This window comes from Kitasatospora cineracea (genome assembly GCF_003751605.1).
GTDB lineage: Bacteria > Actinomycetota > Actinomycetes > Streptomycetales > Streptomycetaceae > Kitasatospora > Kitasatospora cineracea.
In genome coordinates this window covers 638129-664444 of sequence record NZ_RJVJ01000001.1, presented here as the reverse complement: position 1 = coordinate 664444, position 26316 = coordinate 638129, and the positions used below count along the sequence as shown (strand labels likewise).

General features: G+C 74.0%; 20 protein-coding genes and 1 tRNA gene. 17 read left to right on the top strand and 4 right to left on the bottom strand.

Going from position 1 to position 26316, the window contains the following annotated elements; translation table 11 throughout:
• The first annotated feature begins 7 nt into the window (after nt 1-7).
• The 4 genes from EDD39_RS02945 (at nt 8) to EDD39_RS02930 (ending at nt 5960) form a co-directional block, all read left to right on the top strand.
• Nucleotides 8-1357 (top strand): FtsW/RodA/SpoVE family cell cycle protein, encoded by a 1350-nt coding sequence (locus tag EDD39_RS02945; protein WP_123560082.1) that lies wholly within the window; start codon nt 8-10, stop codon nt 1355-1357.
• A 50-nt stretch (nt 1358-1407) separates the two neighbouring features.
• Nucleotides 1408-2868, top strand: coding sequence for a penicillin-binding transpeptidase domain-containing protein (locus tag EDD39_RS02940; protein ID WP_123560080.1), 1461 nt, complete (start codon nt 1408-1410; stop codon nt 2866-2868).
• 70 nt (nt 2869-2938) lie between these two features.
• On the top strand, nt 2939-4381 hold the full coding sequence (locus tag EDD39_RS02935; protein ID WP_123553235.1) for an APC family permease: 1443 nt from the start codon (nt 2939-2941) through the stop codon (nt 4379-4381).
• A 67-nt stretch (nt 4382-4448) separates the two neighbouring features.
• Nucleotides 4449-5960 carry a N,N-dimethylformamidase beta subunit family domain-containing protein gene (locus tag EDD39_RS02930; protein ID WP_425269634.1) on the top strand — a complete coding sequence of 504 codons (1512 nt, stop codon included), beginning with the start codon at nt 4449-4451 and terminating at the stop codon, nt 5958-5960.
• A gap of 90 nt (nt 5961-6050) precedes the next feature.
• On the opposite strand, the gene EDD39_RS41875 is transcribed toward EDD39_RS02930, so the two are convergent.
• Both EDD39_RS41875 and EDD39_RS02920 read right to left on the bottom strand, forming a co-directional pair.
• Nucleotides 6051-7817, bottom strand: a complete 1767-nt coding sequence (locus tag EDD39_RS41875) for a penicillin-binding transpeptidase domain-containing protein (protein WP_123553233.1) — start codon at nt 7815-7817, stop codon at nt 6051-6053.
• Nucleotides 7818-7910: 93 nt separating this feature from the next.
• A complete protein-coding gene (locus tag EDD39_RS02920) occupies nt 7911-9692 on the bottom strand; it encodes a dolichyl-phosphate-mannose--protein mannosyltransferase (protein WP_123553232.1) in 1782 nt (593 codons plus the stop codon).
• A gap of 137 nt (nt 9693-9829) precedes the next feature.
• On the opposite strand from EDD39_RS02920, the gene rsmI reads away from it, so the two are divergent.
• From rsmI to EDD39_RS02890, 6 genes are all read left to right on the top strand, one after another.
• The gene (rsmI, locus tag EDD39_RS02915; protein ID WP_123553231.1) at nt 9830-10675 is read left to right on the top strand and encodes a 16S rRNA (cytidine(1402)-2'-O)-methyltransferase; all 846 of its coding nucleotides are present in this window, start codon (nt 9830-9832) and stop codon (nt 10673-10675) included.
• Between the two features lie 222 nt (nt 10676-10897).
• The gene (locus EDD39_RS02910) at nt 10898-11317 is read left to right on the top strand and encodes a hypothetical protein (RefSeq protein ID WP_123553230.1); all 420 of its coding nucleotides are present in this window, start codon (nt 10898-10900) and stop codon (nt 11315-11317) included.
• Nucleotides 11318-11374: 57 nt separating this feature from the next.
• Entirely contained in the window at nt 11375-12967 is a 1593-nt protein-coding gene (metG, locus tag EDD39_RS02905) for a methionine--tRNA ligase (RefSeq protein ID WP_123553229.1), read from the top strand.
• Nucleotides 12967-13848, top strand: a complete 882-nt coding sequence (locus tag EDD39_RS02900) for a TatD family hydrolase (RefSeq protein ID WP_123553228.1) — start codon at nt 12967-12969, stop codon at nt 13846-13848. Before metG ends, EDD39_RS02900 begins: the two co-directional genes overlap by 1 nt.
• A 283-nt stretch (nt 13849-14131) precedes the next feature.
• Nucleotides 14132-15025: a 16S rRNA (adenine(1518)-N(6)/adenine(1519)-N(6))-dimethyltransferase RsmA gene (gene rsmA, locus EDD39_RS02895; RefSeq protein WP_123553227.1), complete on the top strand. Its 894-nt coding sequence runs from the start codon at nt 14132-14134 to the stop codon at nt 15023-15025.
• 2 nt (nt 15026-15027) lie between these two features.
• A complete protein-coding gene (locus EDD39_RS02890) occupies nt 15028-15957 on the top strand; it encodes a 4-(cytidine 5'-diphospho)-2-C-methyl-D-erythritol kinase (protein WP_123553226.1) in 930 nt (309 codons plus the stop codon).
• On the opposite strand, the gene EDD39_RS02885 is transcribed toward EDD39_RS02890, so the two are convergent.
• Nucleotides 15938-16516 carry a Uma2 family endonuclease gene (locus EDD39_RS02885; RefSeq protein WP_123553225.1) on the bottom strand — a complete coding sequence of 193 codons (579 nt, stop codon included), beginning with the start codon at nt 16514-16516 and terminating at the stop codon, nt 15938-15940. The two genes, EDD39_RS02890 and EDD39_RS02885, sit on opposite strands and share 20 nt — an antisense overlap.
• Nucleotides 16517-16735: 219 nt before the next feature.
• On the opposite strand from EDD39_RS02885, the gene EDD39_RS02880 reads away from it, so the two are divergent.
• Together EDD39_RS02880 and EDD39_RS02875 are read left to right on the top strand one after the other, a co-directional pair.
• Nucleotides 16736-17722 carry an aldo/keto reductase gene (locus EDD39_RS02880; RefSeq protein WP_123553224.1) on the top strand — a complete coding sequence of 329 codons (987 nt, stop codon included), beginning with the start codon at nt 16736-16738 and terminating at the stop codon, nt 17720-17722.
• A gap of 72 nt (nt 17723-17794) precedes the next feature.
• Complete coding sequence (locus tag EDD39_RS02875; RefSeq protein WP_123553223.1) at nt 17795-19606, top strand: ABC-F family ATP-binding cassette domain-containing protein; 1812 nt, start codon at nt 17795-17797, stop codon at nt 19604-19606.
• A 43-nt stretch (nt 19607-19649) separates the two neighbouring features.
• Here EDD39_RS02875 and EDD39_RS02870 read toward each other — a convergent pair whose 3' ends face one another.
• Complete coding sequence (locus EDD39_RS02870) at nt 19650-21467, bottom strand: FUSC family protein (protein ID WP_279638431.1); 1818 nt, start codon at nt 21465-21467, stop codon at nt 19650-19652.
• A 276-nt stretch (nt 21468-21743) separates the two neighbouring features.
• Here EDD39_RS02870 and EDD39_RS02865 point away from each other — a divergent pair.
• The 5 genes from EDD39_RS02865 to EDD39_RS02845 all read left to right on the top strand — a co-directional run bounded on the left by EDD39_RS02865 (nt 21744) and on the right by EDD39_RS02845 (nt 26306).
• Nucleotides 21744-21816: transfer RNA gene (locus EDD39_RS02865), tRNA-Thr, on the top strand.
• A 151-nt stretch (nt 21817-21967) separates the two neighbouring features.
• Nucleotides 21968-22627: a LuxR C-terminal-related transcriptional regulator gene (locus EDD39_RS02860; RefSeq protein ID WP_123553221.1), complete on the top strand. Its 660-nt coding sequence runs from the start codon at nt 21968-21970 to the stop codon at nt 22625-22627.
• A gap of 120 nt (nt 22628-22747) precedes the next feature.
• Nucleotides 22748-23707 (top strand): UDP-glucose 4-epimerase GalE, encoded by a 960-nt coding sequence (galE, locus tag EDD39_RS02855; RefSeq protein WP_123553220.1) that lies wholly within the window; start codon nt 22748-22750, stop codon nt 23705-23707.
• A 143-nt stretch (nt 23708-23850) separates the two neighbouring features.
• Complete coding sequence (locus tag EDD39_RS02850) at nt 23851-24696, top strand: LuxR C-terminal-related transcriptional regulator (RefSeq protein WP_123553219.1); 846 nt, start codon at nt 23851-23853, stop codon at nt 24694-24696.
• Between the two features lie 77 nt (nt 24697-24773).
• Nucleotides 24774-26306 (top strand): polysaccharide biosynthesis protein, encoded by a 1533-nt coding sequence (locus EDD39_RS02845; RefSeq protein WP_123553218.1) that lies wholly within the window; start codon nt 24774-24776, stop codon nt 26304-26306.
• Nucleotides 26307-26316: the final 10 nt, after the last annotated feature.

Genomic DNA, 26316 nt, shown 5'->3' with positions numbered 1-26316 from the left:
GCTGGTGGTGGCGACTGACTCCGCGGCCCGGGCGGCCCGGGTGCCCCGCGCGCGGCGGGCCGGGACGGGGCGCTGGACCGAACTGGTGCTGGTGCTGGCCGCGGTGGGCCTCGCGGTGTTCGGCTACGTCGAGGTCGGCGTCAACCTCGACGGCAAGGCCCCGCCGGACGCCGCCCAGTACGGCGCCGCGCTCGGCGTGCTCGCCCTGCTGGCGCACGGCGCGGTGCGCTGGCGCGCCCGGTGGGCCGACCCGCTGCTGCTGCCGATCGCGGTGCTGCTCAACGGCATCGGACTGGTCGTCATCTACCGGCTCGACCGCAACCCCGGCAGCGCCGCCGCCCCCACCCAACTGCTCTGGTCCACCCTCGGGGTGGGCCTGTTCACCGCGGTGCTGCTCCTGCTGCGCGACCACCGCCGGCTCCAGCGCTACGCCTACGTCGGCGCGTTCGTCGCCCTCGTCCTGCTGGTGCTGCCGGTGTTCTTCCCACCGGTGTACGGCTCGCGGATCTGGATCACGCTGGGCCCGCTCTCCTTCCAGCCCGGCGAGTTCGCCAAGGTCCTGCTGGCGGTCTTCTTCGCCGCCTACCTGGCCGCCCACCGGGACGCGCTGGCCCTCACCGGCCGCAAGGTGCTCTGGTTCCGGCTGCCGCTGGGCCGGGTGCTCGGCCCGGTGCTGCTGATCTGGGCCGCGTTCGTCGGCGTGCTGGTGCTGGAGACCGACCTCGGCACCTCGCTGCTGTTCTTCGGCCTGTTCGTGGTGATGCTGTACGTGGCCACCGCCCGCACCGGCTGGATCGTGATCGGCCTGCTGCTGTCCGCGCTGGCCGCGGTCGGCGTCGGCTGGCTCTCCCCGCACGTGCACAGCCGGGTCACCGAGTGGCTGCACCCGCTGGCCTCGATCGAGGCCGGGCAGGGCGCCAACCAGATCGCCCAGTCGCTGTTCGCCTTCGCCTGGGGCGGCCAGCTCGGCACCGGCCTGGGCCTGGGCCACTCCGCGCTGATCGGCTTCGCCACCAAGTCCGACTTCATCCTGGCCACCGTCGGCGAGGAACTCGGCCTGACCGGCCTGTTCGCGGTCCTCCTGCTGTACGCCCTGCTGGTGGCCCGCGGCTTCAAGGCCGGCATCGCGCTGCGCGACCCGTTCGGGCGGCTGCTCGCCATCGGCCTGGCCGCGCTGGTGGCGATCCAGGTGTTCGTGGTCGCGGGCGGCGTCCTCGACCTGATCCCGCTGACCGGCATGACGCTGCCGTTCATCGCCCAGGGCGGCTCGTCCGTGGTCACCAACTGGATCATCGTGGCGCTGCTGGTGCGGATGAGCGACCTCGCCCGGCGCCCCGTCCCCGAGGAGGACGCGTGAGGCCCACCCGGCCCGAGGGCACCAACGGCGGGCCGGACGGGCTCCCCGGCATCTCCACCACCGGGCGCCGGGCCGGCACCTTCTGCGTGCTGCTGATCGTCGCCCTGGCCGTCCAGGCCACCCGGGTCCAGGTCTTCCAGAAGCACGACCTCGACCACAACAGCGCCAACCAGCGCGCCACCATCCAGCGCTACGCCCAGCCCCGCGGCAACCTGCTGGTCGCCGGACAGCCCGTCACCGGCTCCGCCCCCACCGGCGGCCGCTACGCCTACAAGCGCACCTACACCGACGGCGCGCTGTACGCCCCCGTCACCGGCTACTCCTCCCAGACCTACGGCAACACCCAGCTCGAAGGCATCCACGACGACCTGCTCTCCGGCACCGACCCCAGGCTGGCCGGCTGGGCGGTCTGGGACGCGGTCACCCGGCAGCAGCAGCCCGGCGGCGACGTGGCCACCACCATCGACCCGGCCGCCCAGCGCGCCGCCATGCAGGGCCTCGGCAACCAGAAGGGCGCCGTCGCCGCGATCGAACCCGCCACCGGCCGGATCCTCGCCCTCGCCTCCACCCCCGGCTACGACCCCGGCACCTTCGCCGGCACCTCCGCCGCCGACCAGAACGCCTGGAAGAAGCTCCAGGACGACCCCGACCAGCCGATGCTCAACCGGGCGCTGCGCCAGATCTACCCGCCCGGCTCCACCTTCAAGGTGGTCACCGCCGCCGCCGCCCTCGCGAACGGCGTGGTCACCGACATCGAGGCGCCCACCGACGCCCCCTACCCGTACGTCATGCCCGGCACCACCACCCCGCTCAACAACGACACCGGCGCCTGCGACCGGGCCGGGCTCTCGCTCGACGAGGCGATGACGCTCTCCTGCAACAGCGTGATGGGCTACCTCGGCGTGCAGACCGGCCTCGACCGGATGACCGCGATGGCGAAGAACTTCGGCTTCAACGACGCCCGGCTCGACACCCCGGTGCGCGCCGCCCGCTCCAACTTCGACACCGAGATGAACAAGTCCCAGCTGGCCCTCTCCTCGATCGGCCAGTACGACACCGCCGCCACCCCGCTGGCGATGGCCATGGTCGCCGCCGGGGCCGCCGCCGACGGCCAGGTGATGTATCCACAGCTTGTGGACAAGCTGACCAAGGCCGACGGCAGCCAGGTCCAGCTGATGCACCCGAGCCTCTACCACCAGGCGTTCGGGGCCGCGGTCGCCCAGCAGCTGCGGCAGTTGATGGTCGACGTGGTCGAGAACGGCACCGGCCGCAACGCCCGGATCCCCGGCGCCGAGGTCGGCGGCAAGACCGGCACCGCCCAGCACGGCGTCGACAACTCCGGCACCCCCTACGCCTGGTTCATCGCCTGGGCCCGCCCGGCCGGCTCCACCGCCGTCCCGCCGGTCGCCGTCGCCGTGGTCGTCGCCGACAGCCAGGCCGACGACGTCACCGGCGGCGGGCTCGCCGCGCCCATCGCCAGGTCCGTCATGCAGACCGTACTCAACCGGTAGCCGGGTCCAATCGGTGGAAAACCACCCTTTGGTACTGTCACCGGGCTGATTCCCCACCAGAAGGACACCGATGAGCACCACCCGCCTGCTGCGGCGCAAGTCCGTGGACACCCTGATCGCCGAAGCGGGCGGCACCGGAGCCGGGCACCTGCGCCGCTCCATCGGACTCTGGCAGCTCTCCGCGATCGGCATCGGCGCCACCGTCGGCACCGGCATCTTCTTCGTCCTCACCACCTCGGTGCCCGAGGCCGGCCCCGCCGTCGTGCTCTCCTTCGTGATCGCCGCCGTCACGGCCGGCCTCACCGCGCTCTGCTACGCCGAACTCGCCTCCGCCATCCCGGTCGCGGGCTCCTCCTACTCGTACGCCTACGCCACCATGGGCGAACTCGTCGCGTTCGGCGTCGGCGTCTGCCTGCTGATGGAGTACGGCGTCTCCGCCTCCGCGATCGCCGTCACCTGGGGCCAGTACCTCAACCAGTTCTCCAACCTGGCCTTCGGCCTGCACCTCCCGGCCGCGCTCACCGCCCCGCCCGGCGCGGGCGGCGTCTTCAACCTCCCCGCGGTCGTCCTGGTGCTGCTGGTCACCGTCCTGCTGATCCGCGGCGTCGGCGAGTCCGCGAAGGTCAACGCCGCCATGGTGGCGATCAAGCTGGTCATCCTGGTGCTGTTCGTCGCGGTCGGCCTGACCGGCTTCAGCGCGGGCAACTTCACCCCGTTCGCGCCCAACGGCTGGGACGGCGTCCAGACCGCCGCCTCCACCATCTTCTTCTCCTTCATCGGCCTCGACGCCGTCTCCACCGCGGGCGAGGAGGTCCGCGACCCGCGGCGCACCCTCCCGCTGGCCATCCTGATCTCGCTGGTCGTCGTCACCACGCTCTACCTCGCCGTCGCCGTCACCGCGATCGGCGCCCAGCCCTGGCAGCGGTTCGACGGCCAGGAAGCAGGGCTCGCGCAGATCCTGCAGGACGTCACCGGGCACAGCTGGCCCGCCCTGGTCTTCGCGGCCGGCGCGATCGTCTCGATCTTCTCGATCACCCTGGTGGTGATCTACGGCCAGACCCGGATCCTCTACGCGATGGGCCGCGACGGCCTGCTGCCGTCCCCCTTCACCCGGGTCTCCGCCCGCACCGGCACCCCCGTCTGGAACACCCTGGCGGTCGGCGCCGCGGTCGCCGTGCTCGCCGCGGTCTTCCCGCTCAAGCTGCTGGCCGACATGACCTCGATGGGCACCCTGGTCGCCTTCACCGCGGTCTCCCTCGGCATCATCGTGCTCCGCCGCACCCGCCCCGACCTGCCGCGCGGCTTCAAGGTCCCGCTCTACCCCGTCACCCCGCTGCTCAGCGCCGCGTTCTGCGTCTACCTCATCACCAAGCTGCACGCCGACACCTTCCTGGCCTTCGCGGTCGTCCTCGCCCTCGCCGCGGTGCTCTACTTCACCTACAGCGCCAAGCACTCCCGCCTCGCCGGCCGGGACGGCTCCGAACACCCCGAACCGCCCGAGAACCGGTCATGACCGGTCCGGCGGCGCCCCGCCGGACCCCGGCCCGCCTATCGTGTCCGCAGCACGTTCGAACACGGGAGTGAGCTTGGGCGCCACCGGACGCCGTCGATTCCTCGGACTGGCCGCGGGCGCCGCGGCCGGCCTCACCGCCTGCGGCCCGAGCCGCCCCGCCGGGCCCGCCCCGGCCCCCGGCAGCGGCACCGCCCCGCCGACCCCGGCCCCGAGCCCGTCCGCCACCGCCGCCGAGAACGCCCGCCCGGGCGACGCGGACTGGCGGATCGGCAACGCCGGCCCGGCCGGGACGATCGAGGGCTGGGCGGACCGGGTCAGCGCCCTGCCCGGCGAACAGGTCGGCCTGCACGTCTCCACCACCGCCCCCGGCTTCACCGTCACCGCCTACCGGATGGGCTGGTACGGCGGCGCGCGGGCCCGCAGGGTCTGGACGTCCGGGCCGCTGCCGGGCGGCAAGCAGGCACCGTTCACCGTCGACAGGACCACCCGCGCGGTCAGCACCGCCTGGCCCCGCACCACCACCGTCGACACCACCGGCTGGCCCGAGGGCTGCTACCTGCTGCGCCTGGACGCCGACGGCGGCGCCGGACAGCAGTACGTCCCGCTGACGGTGCGCTCGCGCACCACCGCCGGGACGACCGTCGTGGTCAACGCCGTCGCCACCTGGCAGGCGTACAACGAGTGGGGCGGCTACAACCTGTACAACGGCCCCACCGGCGGCCTGCCCACCCGCTCGCTGCAGGTCACCTTCGACCGGCCCTACCGGTACGACGACGGGGCCGGGCTGTTCCTGGTCTACGAGGCCCCGCTGATCGCGCTCGCCGAGCGGCTCGGCATCCCGCTCTCCTACACCACCGGCATCGACCTGGCCGCCGACCCCGAACTGCTGCACGGCGCCAGGGCGGTGCTCTCGCTCGGCCACGACGAGTACTGGTCCCCGGAACAGCGCGCCCACGTCACCGCCGCCCGCGACGCCGGCACCCACCTGGCCTTCCTCGGCGCCAACTGCTGCTACCGGCGCGTCCGTTACGAACCCTCGCCGACCGGGCCGGACCGCACCGTGGTCTGCTGGAAGGGCGCCTGGAAGGACGACCCGGGCTACAGGGCGGGCCACCCGGCCACCACCGACTTCCGTTCCCCGCCCGGCGCCGACCCCGAGTCCTCGCTGCTCGGCGTGATCTACGACGGCTACCCGGTCGACGCCCCGTACGTGGTCACCGACCCCGGCCACTGGCTGCTGGCGGGCACCGGGGCGAAGAGCGGCGACAGCTTCCCGCACCTGGTCGGCGTCGAGTACGACCGGGTCGACCCGTCCTTCCCGACCCCGGCCGGCATCGAGACGATCGCGCACTCCCCGGTGGTCTGCGAGGGCCGGCACTCCTACGCGGACACCGCGCTCTACCGGGCGGGCAGCGGGGCGCTGGTCTTCGCCACCGGCACCATGCGCTGGGTGGAGTCCCTGGACGCGACCGGCCCGGCGGGCGGCAGCGCCGTCCACGGCATCGACGGCCGGGCCGGGGACTTCACCCGCAAGGTCACCGAGAACCTGCTGCGCAGGTTCGCCGGCACCGACCACTAGCCCGGGACGCGGAACGGCCGACCGCCGGCCGGGCCGGAACGCGGAGCAGGGGCCCCGGGGAGGGGCCCCTGCTCTTCGTCGCGGCGCTGCCTACTTGTTGCCGACCCGCAGCACCTTGGAGACCGCCGGCCCGGCCGCGGTGGCGCCGTGGCCGCCGCCCTGGACCTCGGCGGCGACCGCCAGGTTGCCGGAGTAGGCGGTGAACCAGGAGTTCGCGTCGGTGCTGTTGTCGACCTCGGCGGTGCCGGTCTTCGCGCCGGAGCCGGCCGGCAGCGCGGGCTTGACGGCGGCGGCGGTGCCGGAGCGGACGGTCTGCACCATCAGCGACTGCAGGCTGCCGAGCACCTCGGGGGAGAGGTTGCGGGCCGCCTTCTTCTGCTCCATGCCGGGCACCAGGATCGGCTGCCGGAACACCCCGGACTGCACGGTCGCGGCGACCGAGGCCATGCCGAGCGGGTTGGTGCGCACCTTGCCCTGGCCGATGAACTCGCTGGCCGCGCCCGCCATGTTGCCCTCGGTCGGGATGTCGGTGTCGAAGTTCGACAGGCCGGTCTGCCAGACCAGGCCGAGCCCGAAGACGTCCTTGGCGATGGTGGGCAGGCTGCCCGGCTTGAGGACGTCCTTGCCCTTCTCGATGAAGGAGGTGTTGCAGGAGTTCACGAACGCGTCGGTGAGCGTGTAGTCGGGGTGCGCGCCGGGCTCGTCGTTGGAGATGGACTTGCCGGTGACCATGGTGGTCTCCGGGCAGGGCATCGGCGAGGTGGGCGTCAGGCCGGCCTCCAGCAGGGCTGCCGAGGTGATCACCTTCATGGTGGAGCCGGGCGCGGTCGCGCCGGAGAAGGCCCGGTTCTGGCCGGTCGAGGGCGAGAAGGCGTAGGCCAGGATGTTGCCGCTGCTGGGCTCGACGGCCACCAGCGAGGAGGGCTTGCCGGTGGCGGCGACCTCCTGCTCGGCGGCGGCCTGCAGGTCGGCGTCGATGGTGAGCTTGAGGTTGGGGACGGGCTTGGGTTCCTTGATGGTGAACAGCTTCTCGTCCGCGCCCTTGCCGCCGGAGGCGTTCGCGGCGGAGATCACCACCCCGCTGCCCGCGTCCGCCGGGTCGCCGCCCTGCGGGGCCGCGCCCTTGAGCTTGCCGAGCAGGCCGGCGAGCGAGGCGTAGGCGGCCAGCGGCCTGCCCTTGCGGTCGGTGACGGTGGAGGGCGCGGCGTACAGCGGCTTGATCGAGATGGTCTCGTCGGCGTCCAGCTTGGGGTGGATGACGCTGGGGGCCCAGTGCACGGCGGCGGTGCCGTCGCTCATCTTGACCACGCCGAGCACGCCGTCGTAGTTCCAGGGGGTGCCGGTCTCGGCGAACTCCAGGGACGCCTTGAAGCTCTCCAGCACGCCGGTGGGCGCGGGGCTCCCGGTGGCGGAGGCCGACGCGGAGGCCGAGGACGAGGCCGGGGCGCTCGCCGACTTGGACGCGGCCGGGCTGGGCGCGGTGGTGGGGCCGCCGACGGTGAGGTGCACGGCGCTGGGCTTGACGTTCGACTGGAAGGCCTGCAGCGCGGCCTGGGCCTTGTCCGGGTCGTCGGTGAGCTTGGCGGCGGCGAACAGGTCGCCCTTGCCCCAGGCGTCCAGGAAGGCCTTGGCACCGGAGGCGGCGAGCTCCTGGCTGGGGGGCTCGGCGACCACCGTGCGCGGCTTCTTCGCCGCGGCCCCGCCCGAGCCGTCGCCGGAGACCAGGGCGTAGGCCCCGTACCCGCCGCCGACGAGCACCGCGGCTGCGATCACCGAGACGCCGATCTTCGCGCCCTTGTTCACGTCGTGTCCCCAGGGTGTGTCGTGGCCGTCGGAGTTCAGCGGCCACGACACCATAGGCAGACCTCTTCCGTGCACTCACGACACGCCGGTGGTTTGTGACAGTTCCGGTACACGTGTGCAGGTGTCGTGGCCGTCCGGCCGGGCCGGTCAGATCCAGGTGTCGAGCCACATCCGGGCCCGCCAGTCGTCCATCGGGATCGTCTGCCCGGTGTAGATCGGGTAGAAGTACAGGAAGTTCCACATGACGGCGACCACCAGCAGCCCGGCGCCGGTGCCCCCGGCGAGCCTGCGGTCGGGCGAGGCGTCGGCCCGGCCCAGCATCGCGCCGATCATCATGGTCACCGCGAGCACCAGGAACGGGACGAAGCACACCGCGTAGAACAGGAAGATCGTCCGGGCCTGGTAGTTGAACCAGGGCAGGTAGCCGGCGGCCAGCGCGCACAGGATCGCCCCGGCCCGCCAGTCGCGGCGCATCACCCAGCGGTACAGGCAGTACACCAGCGCGACGATGCCCGCCCACCACAGCAGCGGGGTGCCGATGGCGAGCACCTCGCGGGCGCACTCGGCGGTGGTGCAGCCGGACTGGCCGTTCTTCGGGGACTCGTAGAAGAAGGAGACCGGGCGGCCGAGCAGCAGCCAGCTCCACGGGTTGGACTGGTAGGTGTGCGGGCTGGTCAGGTTGACGTTGAAGTGCCAGATCTCGTGGTGGTAGTGCCACAGGCTGCGGGCCCAGTCCGGCATCCAGGTCCAGGAGCCGCCGGGGTGCTGGGCCGCCCAGTCGCGCAGGTAGCCGCCCTTGCCGGGCTCGGGGGAGGAGAGGATCCAACTGGTCCAGCCCGCCAGGTAGGTGGCGCCCGCGACCAGGCCGATGCTCAGGCCGGACCAGCAGAAGTCCCAGAGCTGGCGGACGACCAGCGGCAGGCTGCCGGGGACGCGGCGGACCGCGGCCAGCCGGCGGGCCGAGGAGTCCCAGAACGCGGCGAGCAGCACCAGGGCGAGGATCGCCGGGGCGCCGCTCCACTTGGTGCCCGTCATCAGGCCCAGGCAGACGCCCGCGGCCAGCCGGTAGGGGCGCCAGCCCAGGTGCCACCAGTCGGCGGGCAGGCCCTGCTCGATCCGCTCGGCGATCCGGGCCCGGGTCCGGTCCCGGTCGACCAGCAGCAGGCCGAACGCGGCCAGGAACCAGAACATCACCAGCAGGTCGAGGATGGCGGTGCGGCTGAGCACGAAGTGCAGGCCGTCCACCGACAGCAGCAGGCCCGCCACGCAGCCCAGCAGGGTGGAGCGGAACATCCGGCGGCCGATCCGGGCCAGCATCAGCACCGAGAGGGTGCCGAGCACCGCCACCATGAACCGCCAGCCCAGCGGGGACATCCCGTAGAGCTGCTCGCCCAGGGCGATGATCCACTTGCCGACCGGCGGGTGGACCACGAACGCGGCCTGGTGCTGCAGCGGGACGGCCGGGTTGGGCGCGGTGATCAGGCCGTTGGCGTCGTCGGGCCAGCTGCTCTCGTAGCCGAGGTGCCAGAGCGCGTACGCGTCCTTGGCGTAGTACGTCTCGTCGAAGATCAGCGCGTGCGGGCTGCCGAGGTTGGTGAAGCGCAGCACCCCGGCGAACAGCGCGACGGCGAGCGGGCCGAGCCAGCCGGCCCACCGGCACAGCCAGGACCACAGCGGGTCGGGCAGCCGGACGCCGATCCGGGCGAGCAGCGGCGAGGGCTCGACCACCGCCGGGGTGACCCCCGGCCCGTCCGGCATCCGCGGCACCAACTGCTCGGCCGCGGACGCCCGCCGGGGCGCCCGGTAGCCGGCGCCGGCCAGCGCGCGGGCCCAACGGGAGGTCGGTCCGGGCTCCGCGCGCGGCGCCGGAACGGCGGCCGGGTCGGCCGGTTCCAGCACGGTCACGCCGCCCCGCTCGGGGTGGTCCATACCACTCTCCATGTCGCCGTTCACGGGCCACATCGTAGGGGCAATGGCTGAAGTCACAAGGGGTCCCCGACCCTCGCTTCCCACCCGCGCCCCGTTCACCAGCCACGAGCCGCCCGCCGGTAGGGGAGGATGGTGCCGTGACTGGTGTTCTCGTACTGGCAGGTACCCCCATCGGCGACGTCGAGGACGCGCCGCCCCGACTGCGCGCCGAACTGACCGGCGCGGACGTCATCGCGGCCGAGGACACCCGGCGGCTGCGCCGGCTGACCCAGGCGCTGGGCGTCGCCCCGGCGGGCCGGGTGGTCTCGTACTTCGAGGGCAACGAGGTGGCCCGCACCCCCGAGCTGGTGGCCGCGCTGCAGGGCGGCGCCCGGGTGCTGCTGGTCACCGACGCCGGGATGCCCTCGGTCTCCGACCCCGGCTACCGGCTGGTGGACGCCGCCGTCGCCGCCGGGATCAAGGTGACCGCGGTGCCCGGCCCGTCCGCGGTGCTGACCGCGCTGGCGCTCTCCGCGCTGCCGGTGGACCGGTTCACCTTCGAGGGCTTCCTGCCGCGCAAGGCCGGCGACCGCTCCCGGCAGCTCGCCCAGGTCGCCGCCGAGCCGCGCACCATGGTGTTCTTCGAGGCCCCGCACCGGATCGCCGAGACGCTGGAGGCGATGGCCGCCGCGTTCGGCGCCGACCGCCCGGCCGCGGTCTGCCGGGAGCTGACCAAGACCTACGAGGAGGTCAAGCGCGGCCCGCTCGGCGAGCTGGCCGCCTGGGCCGCGGACGGCGTCCGGGGCGAGATCACCGTGGTGGTGGCCGGCGCCCCGCCGGCCGCGCCGGAGGAGGTCGGCCCGGCCGAGTTGGCCCGCCGGGTGGCCGTCCGGGAGGAGGCCGGGGAGCGCCGCAAGGAGGCGATCGCGGCGGTCGCGACCGAGCTGGGCCTGCGCAAGTCGGTGGTGTTCGACGCCGTGGTGGCCGCCAAGCACGCCCCCTGACCGGCCGTTCCGCCCCGCCCCGCCGCGCTTCCGGTCAGTTTGTATGGCAATGGCCGGAATCGCGCGTACGTTGGAATGAGCACCCCAGCGGAGGGCCAATTCGGGACCAAGACTTGGCAAGCCGGGTATCGGACGGAGCCTCCCGGGCATTCCCTGGGATGGAACAACCCGCACCCGGCCGGAAGGACCGGGCGACGGGCTCCGAGCGAAGCGAGGTGGCGCATGAGCGACACGATCGACAGCCCCCGGAACGGCGGAGCACCCAGCGGCCTCGGCACGACCAGCCGTCCCGCCCCCGTGCAGACGGTCCACGAGGCGTACTCCTTCGCCTGCCTCAACTGCGGCTACGGCTGGGAGCAGGCGTACGACATCGAGCACCACACGGCCCGGGACGGCCACACCGTCGTCGAGTACACGGCCAACGGCGTCCGGGTCCCCTCCCCGCTGCGCGAGCTGGTCTGCCCCGGCTGCGGCGGCGAACGGGTCCGGATCATGCGGGCCGGGCGGGTGGCCGGCGTGGCCGCCGTCATGGAGAAGGGCTCCGGCTACGCCCCCACCGCCGAACCCGAGGGCCCGCCGGAACCGCCCGGACTGCGGGCCCGGCGCCGCCACTGGCCGTTCGGCTCCCGCCGCACCGGCTGACCCCGCCCAGCCCCGCCCCGCCCGGGGCGGGGCCGCGCCCGACTAGGATCCCGGGCTATGGCGGCCATGGCAGAGCACCCGGGCGGCGGCGCGTACTACGTCACCACCCCGATCTACTACGTCAACGACCGGCCCCACCTGGGCCACGCGTACACCACCGTCGCGGGCGACGTGCTGACCCGCTGGCACCGCCAGCGCGGCGAGGACGTCTGGTACCTCACCGGCGCCGACGAGCACGGCCAGAAGATCCTGCGCACCGCCGAGGCCCACGGCACCACCCCGCAGGAGTGGTGCGACCGGCTGGTCGAGGAAGCCTGGAAGCCGCTCTGGGAGCACCTGCGGATCGCCAACGACGACTTCGTCCGCACCACCCAGACCCGGCACACCGACCGGGTCCAGGAGTTCGTCCAGGACCTGTACGACAAGGGCGAGATCTACCGGGGCAGCTACAGCGGCCCCTACTGCGTCGGCTGCGAGGAGTACAAGCTCCCCGGCGAACTGCTGCCCGGCGCCACCGAGGGCGAGAGGCTCTGCCCGGTCCACCGGCGCCCCGTCGAGTGGCTGGAGGAGGAGAACTACTTCTTCCGGCTCTCCGCCTACGGACCGAAGCTGCTGGAGTTCTACGCCGCCCACCCGGACTTCATCCAGCCCGCCGCCGCCCGCAACGAGGTGCTCCGCTTCGTCGAGCAGGACCTCAAGGACCTGTCGATCTCCCGCTCCACCTTCGACTGGGGCGTCCCGCTGCCCTGGGACGACCAGCACGTCCTGTACGTGTGGGTGGACGCCCTGCAGAACTACATCACCGCCGCCGGGTACGGCGCCGACCCCGAGCGCTTCGCCCGGCTCTGGCCCGCCTCCGTGCACCTGGTCGGCAAGGACATCCTGCGCTTCCACGCCGTCATCTGGCCCGCCATGCTGATGGCCGCCGGACTGCCGCTGCCCCGCCGGATCGTCGCCAACGGCTGGCTGATGGTCGGCGGCGAGAAGATGAGCAAGTCCAACCTCACCGGCATCGCCCCCACCGACCTCACCTCGCACTTCGGCGTCGACGCCTACCGCTACTACTTCCTGCGGGCCGTCCCGTTCGGCACCGACGGGTCGTTCTCCTGGGAGGACTTCACCGCCCGCTACACCTCCGAACTCGCCAACGACTTCGGCAACCTGGCCTCACGGGTCACCGCGATGATCGGCAGGTACCACGGCGGGGTGCTGCCCGCGGCCGCCGCCCGCGGCCGGGCCGAACAGGCCGTCGCGGACGCGCTGGCGAAGGCCGTCGAGGAGGCCGACCGGAGGATCGGCGAGGAACTCGACTTCGCGGGCGGCATCGCCGCGATCTTCGAGTTCATCAGGACCGTCAACGGCTACCTCACCGAGCAGGAGCCCTGGAAGCTCGCCAAGTCCCCCGCGGACGCGGACCGGCTCGCCACCGTCCTGTACACCGCCGCCGACGCGCTGCGGGCCACCGCCGTCCTGCTCAACCCCGTGATGCCGACCGCCGCGTCCGCGCTCTGGGACTCCCTCGGCGCCGGACCGGCCCTCGGCCCGCTCGCCGACCAGCGCCTCGCCGACCCCGCACGCCTGCCCGTCGGCGTCACCGTCACCAAGGGCGACCCCCTGTTCCCCCGACTCGAAGAGAAGACCACCTCCTGATGGCCGCGAAGAAGAACGACGACCGCTCCACCCCGCCGCCGCTCCCCGAGCCGCTGGCCGTCCCGGTCGCCGACTCGCACACCCACCTCGACATGCAGTCCGGCACCCCCGCCGAGGGCCTGGCCCGGGCCGCCTCGGTCGGCGTCACCACCGTCGTCCAGGTCGGCTGCGACGTCCCCGGCTCGCAGTGGGCCGCCTCGCTCGCCGAACAGTACGAACAGGTGCACGCCGCCGTCGCCCTGCACCCCAACGAAGCCCCCCGGATCTTCCTCGGCGACCCCGACGGCTGGTCCGGGCAGCGGCGGGGGCCCGGCGGGCAGGCCGCCCTCGACGCGGCCCTCGCCGAGATCGACCGCCTCGCCGCCCTCCCGCACGTCCTCGCCGTCGGCGAGACCGGACTCGACTACTTCCGCACCGGCCCCGAGGGCGCCGACCTGCAGAAGGAGTCCTTCCGCCGGCACATCGAGATCGCCAAGCGGCACGGCAAGGCCCTCGTCATCCACGACCGCGACGCCCACCAGGACGTCATCGACCTGCTCCTCGAAGAGGGCGCCCCCGAACGCACCGTCTTCCACTGCTACTCCGGCGACGCCGCCATGGCCAAGACCTGCGCCGAACACGGCTGGTACCTCTCCTTCGCCGGCCCCGTCACCTACAAGGCCAACCACCCCCTGCGCGAAGCCCTCACCGCCACCCCCCTCGACCGCGTCCTGATCGAGACCGACGCCCCCTTCCTCACCCCCCACCCCTACCGCGGCCGCCCCAACGCCCCCTACCTGATCCCGGTCACCCTGCGCGCGATGGCCGCCCATCTCGCCCTGGAGGAGGACGAGTTGGCGACGGCGATCGCGGCCAACACGGCCCGGGCCTTCGGCTACTGAGAGCGCTCGGACCGCCACCACGGCGGCGTGTGGGGCACGTGGACGAACGCGCCTCCGCAGGGACGGACCAGCGAAGACACCGGTGGCACCGCGTTCCCGTTCAGCCGGCGGGTCGGGCGCGGCGAGGACGACGCCCCCGTCGTGCACGGGTCCCGGCTCGACCGGGAGCAGGGCGTCCACCCGCCGGTCGCCGTGCACGAGGGGTCGCCGCGCACCGAGCTGCCGTTCCCCGTCGAGATCGACCTCAAGCGGCTCGTCGAGCGCCGACCCTTATCCTTGGCGGGTGAGCACCACCGAACCCACCTCCGACGGCCACCTGCTGGGAGCCGCCGACATCCGTGCGCTGGCCGAGGCGTTCGGCGTGAAGCCGACCAAGCAGCGCGGGCAGAACTTCGTCATCGACGGGAACACCGTGCGGCGGATCGTCCGGGCGGCGGAGGTGACGGGGCAGGACGCGGTGGTCGAGGTCGGGCCGGGGCTCGGGTCGCTGACGCTGGCGCTGCTGGAGGTGGCGCGGCACGTCACGGCGGTGGAGATCGACCCGGTGCTGGCGCGGCACCTGCCGGACACCGTGAAGGGCCGGATGCCCGCCAAGGCCGACGGCTTCGACCTGGTGCTCAGCGACGCGATGGACGTCACCGAGCTGCCCGGCCCCGCGCCGACCGCGCTGGTGGCCAACCTGCCGTACAACGTCGCCGTGCCGGTGCTGCTGCACATGCTGGAGACCTTCCCCAGCATCGAGCGCACCCTGGTGATGGTGCAGAGCGAGGTCGCCGACCGGCTCGCCGCCAAGCCCGGCAACAAGGTGTACGGCGTGCCCTCGGTGAAGGCCAACTGGTACGCGGACGTCAAGCGCGCCGGGGCGATCGGGCGGAACGTGTTCTGGCCCGCGCCGAACGTCGACTCCGGACTGGTCTCGCTGATCCGCCGCGACCCGCCCGCCACCACCGCCACCCGCCGCGAGGTGTTCGCCGTCGTCGACGCCGCCTTCGCCCAGCGCCGCAAGACCCTGCGGGCCGCGCTGGCGGGCTGGGCCGGGTCGCCCGCCGCCGCCGAGGAGGCGCTGCGCGGGGCCGGGATCGACCACACGCTGCGCGGCGAGATGCTCACCGTCGAGCAGTTCGCCGCGATCGCCGAGCACAAGCCCAAGGCCACAGAGGCAGCAGAGGAACACTGAACATGGTCACGGTCCGGGTCCCCGCCAAGGTCAACGTCCAGCTCGGCGTCGGCGGGGTCCGCCCCGACGGCTACCACGACCTGGCGAACGTCTTCTTCGCCGTCGCCCTCGGCGACCAGGTCACCGCCACCCCCGGCCCGGGCGTCACGCTCAGCTGCGACGGCCCCGACGCCGCCGCCGTCCCGCTCGACGACAGCAACCTGGCCGCCCGCGCCGCCCGGCTGCTCGCCGCCCACCACGGCCTCGCCGACCCCGGCGTCCACCTGCACATCGACAAGGCCATCCCGGTCGCCGGCGGCATGGCCGGCGGCAGCGCGGACGGCGCCGCCGCCCTGCTCGCCTGCGACGCCCTGTGGGGCCTGGACACCCCGCTGCCCACCCTGCTGGAACTCGCCGCCGAACTCGGCTCCGACGTCCCGTTCGCCCTGCTCGGCGGCGTCGCCCTGGGCCGCGGCCGCGGCGAACTGCTGGAACCGCTGCCGGTCTCCGGCACCTTCCACTGGGTGTTCGCGGTCGCCGACGGCGGGCTCTCCACCCCGGCCGTCTTCCGCGAGTGCGACCGCCTGCGCGAGGAGTCCGGCCTCGGCTCCTCCCTCGCCGACGTCCCGACCCCCGACGCCGACCCCGCGCTGCTCGCCGCCCTCGCCGAGGGCGACCCCGTCGCGCTGGCCGCCGCCCTCGGCAACGACCTGCAGGCCGCCGCCGTCTCGCTGCGCCCCGCCCTCGCCGACACCCTGCACGCCGGCACCGAGGCCGGCGCCCTGGCCGCCCTGGTCTCCGGCTCCGGCCCCACCTGCGCCTTCCTCGCCAAGGACGCCGACGCCGCCGCCCACCTCGCCACCGCCCTGCGCACCTCCGGCACCTGCCGCACCGCGCACGCCACCCACGGCCCGGTCCCGGGCGCGCAGGTGGTCAGCGCACCCAGGCCTTGAGCGGTTCGGTGTCCAGGGTGATCCCGACCGGGTCGGGCAGGACCGCAGGCTTGCCGAAGGGCCGTCGCACCAGGCTGACGTACCGGCCGTCCTCGGGCTCGCTGTGGACCAGCACCTCGCAGCTGTCCCGGTCGACCAGCAGGTAGACCGGAATGCCGGTCTCGGCGTAGGCCCGGGGCTTCTCGTCCCGGTCACCGCGGTCGGTGTCGCTGTCGTACGAGGTCACCTCGACCACCATGACGACCCTGTCGGCATCGACCCACTCGCCCTGGCCGGCGAGGCTGCCCTCCGGGGCGAGCACGCCGTCCGGCTTGGCGTTGCCCTTGCGGTAGGTCTCCACCCGCAGCCCGCATTCGGGGTACAGCCACAGGTCGGGGCGCTGCTGCATGCACTGCTTCATCACCCAGCGGATGATCTCCATGTGGTCGCCGTCGGGCACCGCCTTGACTCCGATCCGCCCGTGGACGAACTCCATCCGGACACCCTCGCGCTCGGCCGCCTGGGCGATGCGCTCGAACTCCTCGGTCAGCATCTGCGGCCGGTTCTCCACTGCCGTCATCACAACCTTCGGCTCACCGTCGTGGTCCTGGCACGGTACCGCGCGGCAGTGACGGGAAGGGAGACGACGGGCGCCCGCCACCCGTGCGCGGTGGTGCGCCACCTCCGCGCACGTCGTCGCGGGTGGTCAAGACCTCTGCTTGACCTGGAGCGCGCTCCGGGTTCCAGACTCTTGATCGCGGCCCGCACCGGGCGGGCCGCGGAAACGAGGGGAACCCGGATGCGCAAGCGCACCATCGGAACCGACCCGCGCACCCGTCGCGAGGTCAGCGTGCTCAGCCTCGGCGCGATGCTGTTCGGCACGCTCACCGACGAGGCCACCTCCTTCGCCGTGCTGGACCGCTACGTCGAGGCGGGCGGCACCTTCGTCGACACCTCCAACAACTACGCGTACTGGCAGGACGGCGGCCAGGGCGGCATCAGCGAGAACGTGCTCGGCCGGTGGCGGGCCAGCCGCGGGATCACCGACGAGGTGGTGATCGCCACCAAGCTCGGCGCCCGTCCGAAGGCCCCCGGCACCGGGTTCGTCGAGAACGGCGAGGGCCTGTCCGCCGAGGTGATCCGGGCCTCGTCCGAGGCCAGCCGCAAGCGCCTGGGCGTCGAGAAGCTCGACCTGCTGTACGCGCACATCGAGGACACCAAGGTGCCGCTCGCCGAGACGGTGCACGCCTTCGGCGAGCTGGTGCAGGAGGGGACGGTCGGGCTGCTCGGCGTCTCCAACCACTGGTCCTGGCGGGTCGAGCGGGCCCGCAACCTCGCCGCGCAGGCGGGGCTGCCCGGCTACGAGGTGCTCCAGTACGGCCACACCTACCTGCGCCGCCGAGCCGACCTGCCCGGCTTCCTCTCCGCCGACGGCGACCAGGCCGCGGTGCACGGCGACCTGATCTCCTACCTCAAGGAGAGCCCGGAGCTGACCATGGTCGCCTACTCCCCGCTGCTCGGCGGCGGCTACGTCCGCCCCGACAAGCCGCTCGGCCCGTCCTTCGACCACGCGGGCACCCCCACCCGGCTCGCCGCCCTCGGCACCGTGGCGAAGGAGACCGGCGCCACCCCCAACCAGGTCGTGCTGGCCTGGCTGCTCGGCGGCGAACTCCCGGTGATCCCGCTGGTCGGCGCGTCCTCGGTGGCCCAGCTGGACGAGAGCCTGGCGGCGCTCGACCTGGAACTGACCGCCGAGCAGCGGGCCCTGCTGGACGCCGCCCGCTGAGGCGGAGAGCACGGGCGGGCGCGGCACTAGGCTGGAGGCTCGTTCCAGCCCCTTCCTCAGGAGTGCAGCTTCGTGGCCGTCAACCTCGCCACCATCGAGTCCGTCACCAAGGTGTACGGCACCAGGGCCCTGCTGGACGGGGTGAGCCTCGGCGTCAGCGAGGGCGACCGGATCGGCGTGGTGGGCCGCAACGGCGACGGCAAGACGACGCTGATCCGGATGCTGGCGGGGCTGGAGGAGCCCGACACCGGGCGGGTCACCCACTCCGGCGGCCTGCAGATGGCGGTGCTCACCCAGCACGACTCGCTGGACCCGGAGGCCACCATCCGGCACGAGGTGATCGCCGACCGGGCCGACCACGAGTGGCTGGGCGACGCCCGGATCCGCGACATCATCCAGGGCCTGTTCGGCGGCCTCGACCTGCCGGGCTTCCCGAACGGCCTGGACACCGTGATCGGCCCGCTCTCCGGCGGCGAGCGCCGCCGCATCGCGCTCGCCAAGCTGCTGCTCGGCGAGCCGGACCTGGTCGTGCTGGACGAGCCCACCAACCACCTCGACGTCGAGGGCATCGCCTGGCTCGCCAAGCACCTGCAGAACCGCCGCTCCGCGCTGGTCTGCGTCACCCACGACCGGTGGTTCCTGGACCAGGTCTGCACCCGGATGTGGGACGTCCAGCGCGGCGAGGTCCGCGAGTACGAGGGCGGCTACTCGGACTACGTGTTCGCCCGCGCCGAGCGCTCCCGGATCGAGGCCACCGAGGAGCAGAAGCGGCAGAACCTGGCCCGCAAGGAGCTGGCCTGGCTGCGCCGCGGCGCCCCGGCCCGCACCTCCAAGCCGCGCTACCGGATCGAGGCCGCGAACGCGCTGATCGCGGACGTGCCGGAGCCGCGCGACAAGTCCGAGCTGATGAAGTTCGCCAACGCCCGCCTCGGCCGCACCGTCTTCGACCTGGAGGACGTGACGGTCAAGGCCGGCGACAAGCTGCTCCTGGAGCGCCTGACCTGGCAGCTCGGCCCGGGCGACCGGATCGGCCTGCTCGGCGTCAACGGCGCGGGCAAGACCTCGCTGCTGCGCGCCATGCAGGCCGCGTACGCCACCGAGGGCGACGTGCAGCCGGCCGGCGGCGTGATCAAGGTCGGCAAGACCGTCCGGCTCGCGTACCTCTCCCAGGAGGTCGCCGAGCTGGACCCGGCCACCCGGGTGCTGCAGGCCGTCGAGCAGGTCCGCGGCCGGGTCGACCTCGGCAAGGGCCGGGAGATGAGCGCCGGGCAGCTGTGCGAGCAGTTCGGCTTCGGCAAGGACAAGCAGTGGACGCCGGTCGGCGACCTCTCCGGCGGCGAGCGCCGCCGCCTGCAACTGCTGCGGCTGCTGATGGACGAGCCGAACGTGCTGTTCCTCGACGAGCCCACCAACGACCTCGACATCGAGACCCTCAACCAGCTGGAGGACGTGCTCGACGGCTGGCCCGGCTCGATGGTCGTGATCAGCCACGACCGGTTCTTCATCGAGCGCACCACCGACACCGCGTACGCCCTGCTCGGCGACCGCCGGATGCGGATGCTGCCCGGCGGCGTCGACGAGTACCTGGAGCGCCGCACCGCGATGGCCGAGGCCGCCGCCCAGGCCGCCGCCGCCCGGGTCCCGGCCGCCGCGGAGTCCACCGGCCTGTCGGCGGGCGACCTGCGCGCCGCCAAGAAGGAACTGCAGAAGATCGAGCGGCAGATCGCCAAGCTGGACGAGCAGGAGTCCAAGCTGCACGCCCAACTCGCCGAGAACGCCGCCGACTTCTCCAAGGTCGCCGAGCTGGACGCGAAGCTGCGCAAGGTCCGCGAGGACAAGGAGGAGCTGGAGATGTCCTGGCTGGAACTGGCCGAGCAGGTCTGACGCCGCCGCACCGTCGCGCCCGAGGCACCGTCACGCGGCGCCGTCACGCCGCCAGCAGCTGGTCGAGCTCGTCCGCGGCCCGGGCCAGCGCGCTGCGCTCCGGGTCGTGCGGGCCGGTCGGGCGGTCGGTCCGGCCGGTCGGCGGGCGGTGGGTGCGGGCGGCGTCGGTGATCCGTTCCAGCGAGTGCAGGACCCGGGCGATCACCTCCGGTTCGGGCTGCCGGCCGCCGTAGCGCAGCTGGGCGGCGTACGCGGCGACCGCGCCGGAGAGCCGCTCCAGCGCGGCGGTGGTCGGCAGCCACAGCTCGGCGAGCCGGCCGGCCGGCGGGGGCTCGGCCAGGCCGAGGGCGACCTGCTGCCGGGCGTCGGCCAGCGCCCGGTACGCGGTGCGGCGCAGCCACACCTCGGCGACCGGCTCGGTGCGCCCGGCGACCACCGCGGCCAGGTAGCGGCGCAGCGCGGCCGCGGCGGTGACGACGCTCGGCTCGATCCGGTGCGGAGGCCGGTCGGGCCACAGCAGGTAGCCGAAGACCAGCACGATGCCGCTGGCCAGCGCGGTGTCCAGGACCCGCGGCCAGAACTCGGCGGCCCCGCTCTCCCCGCCCAGCTGCACCAGCAGCAGCGCGACCGGCGTCATCACGACGGTGTTCAGCCCGTAGTGCGCGGCCGTCGAGTACGGCAGCAGCGCCACGCACAGCGAGATGACCAGGCTCAGCACCCAGGGGTCGGTGGTCAGGGCCAGCAGCACCGCGGTGACCGCGATGCCCAGTACGGTGCCCAGCGCCCGGCTGACCGCCCGCTGGAACACCGAGCCGAGGTCCGGCTTCAGGACGAACGCCACCGTCATCGGCACCCAGTAACTGCGGTCCAGCGGCAGCAGGTTGACCGCGGCCTCGGCGACCGCCACGCACAGCGCCACCCGCAGCCCGTAGCGCACCGAGCCCCCGGACAGCAGCCGCACCCGCAGCCGCCACGGGTCGGGCGGCGGCGGGGCGGCGGTGTCCAGCGGGGCCCAGCGGCCCGCGACGGTGTCGGCGGCGGCCCGCAGCGCGGTGTCGAACGCCGTCCGGGACGGGGTGTCCGGCCGCCACTGGGGATAGTCCGGCTCGGGGCCGCCGGTGATCTGCGCGGCCAGCCGGGCGGGCAGCCCCGCGACCTCCGGCGGCACCGGGCGCCAGGCCCACAGCAGCCCGGCCGCCGCCTCGGTGGCGCCCAGCGCGGCCTCGTACGAGCGGCGCAGCCAGCGCAGCCGCGCCGACTCGGGCCGGCCGGGGCGGGGCGGCGGCAGCAGGTCCTGCAGCTGGTTGAGCCGGCCGGTGAGCAGGCGGCGGGCCGCCGCGCCGTCCGGGGTGCCGAGGGCGGCGAGCAGGCCGCCGAGCGCCAGGTAGACGTCCGCCAGCGCCCGGGTCCGCGGATCGGTGCGGACGTCGGTGCGGTAGCGCACCCCCATCAGCAGGACCAGCGCCGCCCCGCACGGCATCATCGCGGGCGCCGCCCACCACGGGTGCGGCAGCGCCATCCCGCCGCCCAGCGAGGCCGACACCAGCAGCAGCATCCCGGCCGCCGACCCACGCGGCCCGGTCGCGGACAGCGCCCCGCCCGCGAAGCCCAGCAGGGTCAGCGCCAGCCCGATCTCCGGCCCGCCCGCCCCCCGGTACTGCAGCTCCGCCCCGATCAGCATCCCGCCGGTCGACGCGGCCAGCGCCAGCGCGATCCGCGGCGCCCGCAGCCGCAGCGGCTCCACCCGGTCGTTCATCGTGGCGTGCATCGCCCCCAGCGCCGCGAACACGCCCAGCGCCATCCGGTCGCACAGCAGCCCCAGCAGCAGCGGCACCGCCATCCCCACCGCGGCCCGCACCATCAGCACCCGCGGCACCGCCGGCCGGCTCGGCCGCAGGGCCCGCGCCCACCACGCGGAGGGGTCGCCGGAAGCACGGCTGCGGCCGGGGGCTGACACAGGATCACGCGCCTTCGCTGCACGGGAGTTCGCGGCTGCTGGGCGACATTGCACGGCAGATCGGGTCTTCTCGGGCAGTTTAGCCCTCCGACCTGGGGGAAGCGGATTTCCCAACCGGTCGGCGGAGCATGTAGTGTTTTCCTCGTCGCAAGGGGAGCCGCGAGGCGCCCGGAGCAACAAGCCCCTATAGCTCAGTCGGTAGAGCGTCTCCATGGTAAGGAGAAGGTCTGCGGTTCGATTCCGCATGGGGGCTCAGATCGGGAAGGCCCCGCCGGGAGGCGGGGCCTTTCGCGTTGTCCGAGGTCCTGCGCGTCGTCCGGGGCCGGCGGCGGAGGGCCTCTGGCGGGCCGGGCGATTGTGCGCTGTGATGGTGCGTCTGTCGGGCCCGGGAGGGGGAGGCGCGGATGAGCGCACGGCTCGTGGTGGCGGACGACCACCGGCTGATGGCCGAGGCGCTGGGGGCGGCCCTGCAGCAGCGCGGGCACCGGGTGCTGGGGATCGGGTCGCCGTGCGGGGCGGTGCTGGAACTGGTGGCGGGGCGGCGGCCGGAGGTGTGCCTGCTGGGGACGGCGGGCGGGCCGGAGGACCCGTTCGAGCCGCTGCGGCGGCTGCGGCGGGAGCGGCCGGAGATCGCGGTGGTGGTGCTGGGCCCGCTGGGGGCGCCGGGGCGGGTCGCGGCGGCGTTCGCGGCGGGGGCGGCCGGGTACGTCCGCAGCGACGAGCGGATCGAGGTGGTGGACCGGGCGATCACCCGGGTGCGGGCGGGGGAGGTGGCGGTGGGGGTCGACGTGCTGCGGGCCGCGTTCGAGCACCTGCTGTGGCCGGTGGCGGCGCCGGACGACGAGGCGCTGCGGCTGCTGCGGCTGCTGACCCGGCGGGAGGTCCAGGTGCTGGCCCGGATCGCGGACGGCGAGGACACCGCGGCGATCGCCGCCGCGATGCGGATCGCCCCGTCCACCGCCCGCACCCACGTCCAGCGGGTGCTGACCAAGCTGGGGGCGCGGTCCCGGCTGGAGGCCGCGGCGCTGGCCGCCCGCACCGGGCTGCTGGACCAACTGGCCTGAGGGCCGGGCCCGGTGGCGGCGGGGGCCGGTCCGGGGGCGGCGCGGACGGGGCCGGCGGTTCAGACGGGTGCCCTATGCTCCGGACCAGGAACACCCGAAATGTCGCGGAGGTCTGAGGGCATGAGCAAGTACCTGGTCACGGGCGGAGCCGGCTACGTGGGGAGCGTGGTGGCGGCGCACCTGTTGGAGGCGGGTCACGCGGTGACGGTGCTGGACGACCTGTCGACCGGGTTCGCGCAGGGTGTTCCGGCGGGTGCGGAGTTCGTGCGGGGGCGGATCCAGGAGGCGGGTGAGGTGCTGGACTCCTCCTTCGACGGGGTGCTGCACTTCGCGGCGTCCTCGCAGGTGGGTGAGTCGGTGGCGGATCCGGAGAAGTACTGGCGCAACAACGTGGCGGGTTCGCTGGAGCTGGTGTCGGCGATGCGCAAGGCGGGGGTGGGCACGCTGGTGTTCTCCTCGACGGCGGCGGTGTACGGGGAGCCGGAGCGGGTGCCGATCGAGGAAAGCGCGCGGACGTCCCCGACGAACACCTACGGGGCCACGAAGCTGGCGGTGGACCACCTGATCACCTCGGAGGCGGCCGCGCACGGGCTGGCGGCGGTGAGCCTGCGGTACTTCAACGTGGCGGGGGCGTACGGGCGTTACGGGGAGCGGCACGAGCCGGAGTCGCACCTGATCCCGCTGGTCTTCCAGGCGGCGCTGGGGCAGCGTCCGGACATCGCGGTGTTCGGCGAGGACTACCCGACGCCGGACGGCACCTGCATCCGCGACTACATCCACATCGCGGACCTGGCCGAGGCGCACCTGCTGGCGCTGGACGCGGCGAAGCCGGGCGGGCACCTGATCTGCAACCTGGGCAACGGGACCGGCTTCTCGGTGCGCGAGGTGATCGAGTCGGTCAAGCGCGTCACCGGCCGGGAGATCCCGGTGCGCGTCGCCGACCGCCGCCCCGGCGACCCGGCCGTCCTGGTCGCCGCCGCAGACCGCGCCCGCGAGGCCCTCGGCTGGACCCCCAAGCGCCCCGAACTCGACCGGATCGTCGCCGACGCCTGGGAGTTCACCCTCGCCCACCGCGCCTGACCTGCCCGCTCCCCGGACCGGCCACCACCCCCGAAGACCCTGTGTACAGGAACTTCACCAAACCCCCACGCCGCGGCGGCGCGCGCCCGTAGGCTGAGTGAGGCACCGGTGGGGGTCGGGCCACGAGCAGGGGGGCAAGGACGATGGGGCGTATGCGCGTCCTGGTGGTCGACGGCCACCGGATCTTCGCCGAGGCGCTCGCCACGGCACTGGCCGCCGAACCCGACGTGGACGTCGGGGCGGCGGGCAGCGCGGCGGCGGCCGAACGGGCACTGGAGCGGGCGGTGGCCGAACACCGCCCGTACGACGTGGTGCTGGTCGACGTCGACCTGGGCGCCGCCCCGCCGCCGACCCGCGCCCAGGCGGCCCCGGCCGGGCCCCGGCTCACCCCCGCGTTACCGCAACAGCGGCCCGCACCTGTGCAGTTGACGCCGCCTCAGGAGGCCCGCCCGCTGAGCGACGGGATCGCCCTGGTGGCCCGGGTCCGGCGGACCCACCCGGAGCTGCGGGCCGTCCTGCTGGCCGCCGCCGACGACCCGCAGCGCGCCGCCCGCGCCCTCCAGGCCGGGGCCAACGGCTGGGTGGCGCGCGGGAGTTCGCTCGGCGCGCTGATGACGGTGGTGCGCGGCGTGCGCCGCGACGAGACCCACCTGCCGCCCGCGCTGCTCACCGGCGTGGTCCGCGAGCTGACCTCGGCCCGCCGGGACCGCTCGGAGAGCGAGCGCCTGGTCGCCGCGCTCACCCCCCGCGAGGAGGAGGTGCTGCGCTGCATGGTCGCCGGGCTCGGCCGGCAGGCCGTCGCCGAGCGGCTGTTCCTCTCCCCGCACACCGTCCGCACCCACATGCAGAACGTCCTGGGCAAGCTGGGGGTGCACTCCACGCTCGCGGCGGTCGCGGTCGCCCGCCGGGCCGGGATCGCGCCCTCCGAACCGCCCGTCCCCGTCCCCCCGCCGACCGTCGCCGCCGTCCCGGGCCCCGGCGCGGGCTGAGCGCGCACCGGCGCGGGCCGACCGGGCCCCGCCTCCCCGCACGTTCCACTCCGTGATTCAGGGAAACCGGAGGTCAGATGTTGCCGCACCGCACTGCCGCACGCCCGTACGGGGACCGGACCCGCCTGCCGGACGGTCCCGCCGGACTGCGCACCCTGGTCGTCGGAGCCGGCTCCGCCGGTACCGCCCTGGTCCGCGACCTGGGCCGGACCCCGGAGTTCGGCCTCGACCCGGTCGGCGTGCTGGACGACGACCCCGGCAAGGCCGGCCGGAACGTCTCCGGCGTCCCCGTGCTGGGCCCGCTCGCCGACCTCACCGCGCTGGCCCTCGGCCACGGCGCCCAGGTCGTCGTGCTCGCCATCCCGGGCCTGCCGCACCAGCGGGTGCGCGCCCTGGCCACCGCCGCGGCCGCCGCCGGCGCGGCCGTCCGCTACCTGCCGTCCTTCCTGGCCGCGCTGCGCCGCGAGGTGGTCGGCTCCGACCTGCGCACCCTGGACGTCAACCGGCTGATCGGCCGGCACGAGGTGCACGTGGTCTCCCCGGACGTCCGCACCGTGATCGAGGGCCGCCGGGTGCTGGTCACCGGCGCGGGCGGCTCGATCGGCAGCGAACTGTGCCGCCAGGTCCAGGCGTTCGGGCCGGCCGCGCTCTACATGCTCGACCACGACGAGTCCAACCTGCACCGCCTGCAGCTCGACATCTGGGGCGAGGCGCTGCTCACCGACGAGTCCCTGGTGATCGCCGACATCCGGGACCGCCCCCGGATCCAGCAGATCTTCCGCGACCTGCGCCCCGACGTGGTCTTCCACGCCGCCGCGCACAAGCACCTGCCGCTGCTGGAGCGCCACCCCAGCGAGGCGGTCAAGTCCAACGTGCTGGGCACCGACCACCTGGTGGAGGCGGCGCTGGCCACCGGCGTCGAACGCTTCGTGCTGATCTCCACCGACAAGGCCGCCGACCCGACCTCGGTGCTCGGCGCGAGCAAGCGGCTGGCCGAGCTGATCGTCCAGGCCAACGCCCGGGACGCCCGCAACCTCGGCACCGGCGTCTTCGCCGCCGTCCGCTTCGGCAACGTGCTGGGCTCGCGCGGCTCGCTGCTGTCGGTGCTGGAGGAGCAGCTGCGCAGCGGCGGCCCGGTGACGGTCACCCACCCCGACGTCACCCGTTTCTTCATGACCATCGAGGAGGCGGTCGGCCTGGTGCTGGAGGCCGGGCGGATGGCCGAGGGCGGCGAGGTGTTCGTCCTCGACATGGGCGAGCCGGTGCGGATCGTCGACCTGGTGCACAACTTCGCCGAGCAGGTCCAGCTCGGCGCCGACGAGGTGGAGATCCGCTACACCGGCCTGCGGGCCGGCGAGAAGCTCAACGAGGCGCTGTTCTCCGACACCGAGGAGCGCCTGCCCACCGCCCACCCGCGGATCTTCGCCACCACCACCGACCGGGCCGCCGCCCCCGAGGACCTGGCCGGCGGCCTCACCGGCCTCTACGCCGCCGCCACCACCAACACCGACCCCGAGGTCCGCACCCGGCTGGCGGCCCTGCTCCCCGGCTACCAGAGCGCGCACGCCAAGGCCCCGGCCCTGGCCACCCCGTACCCGGACGGCTTCTGAGGCGGGCCGC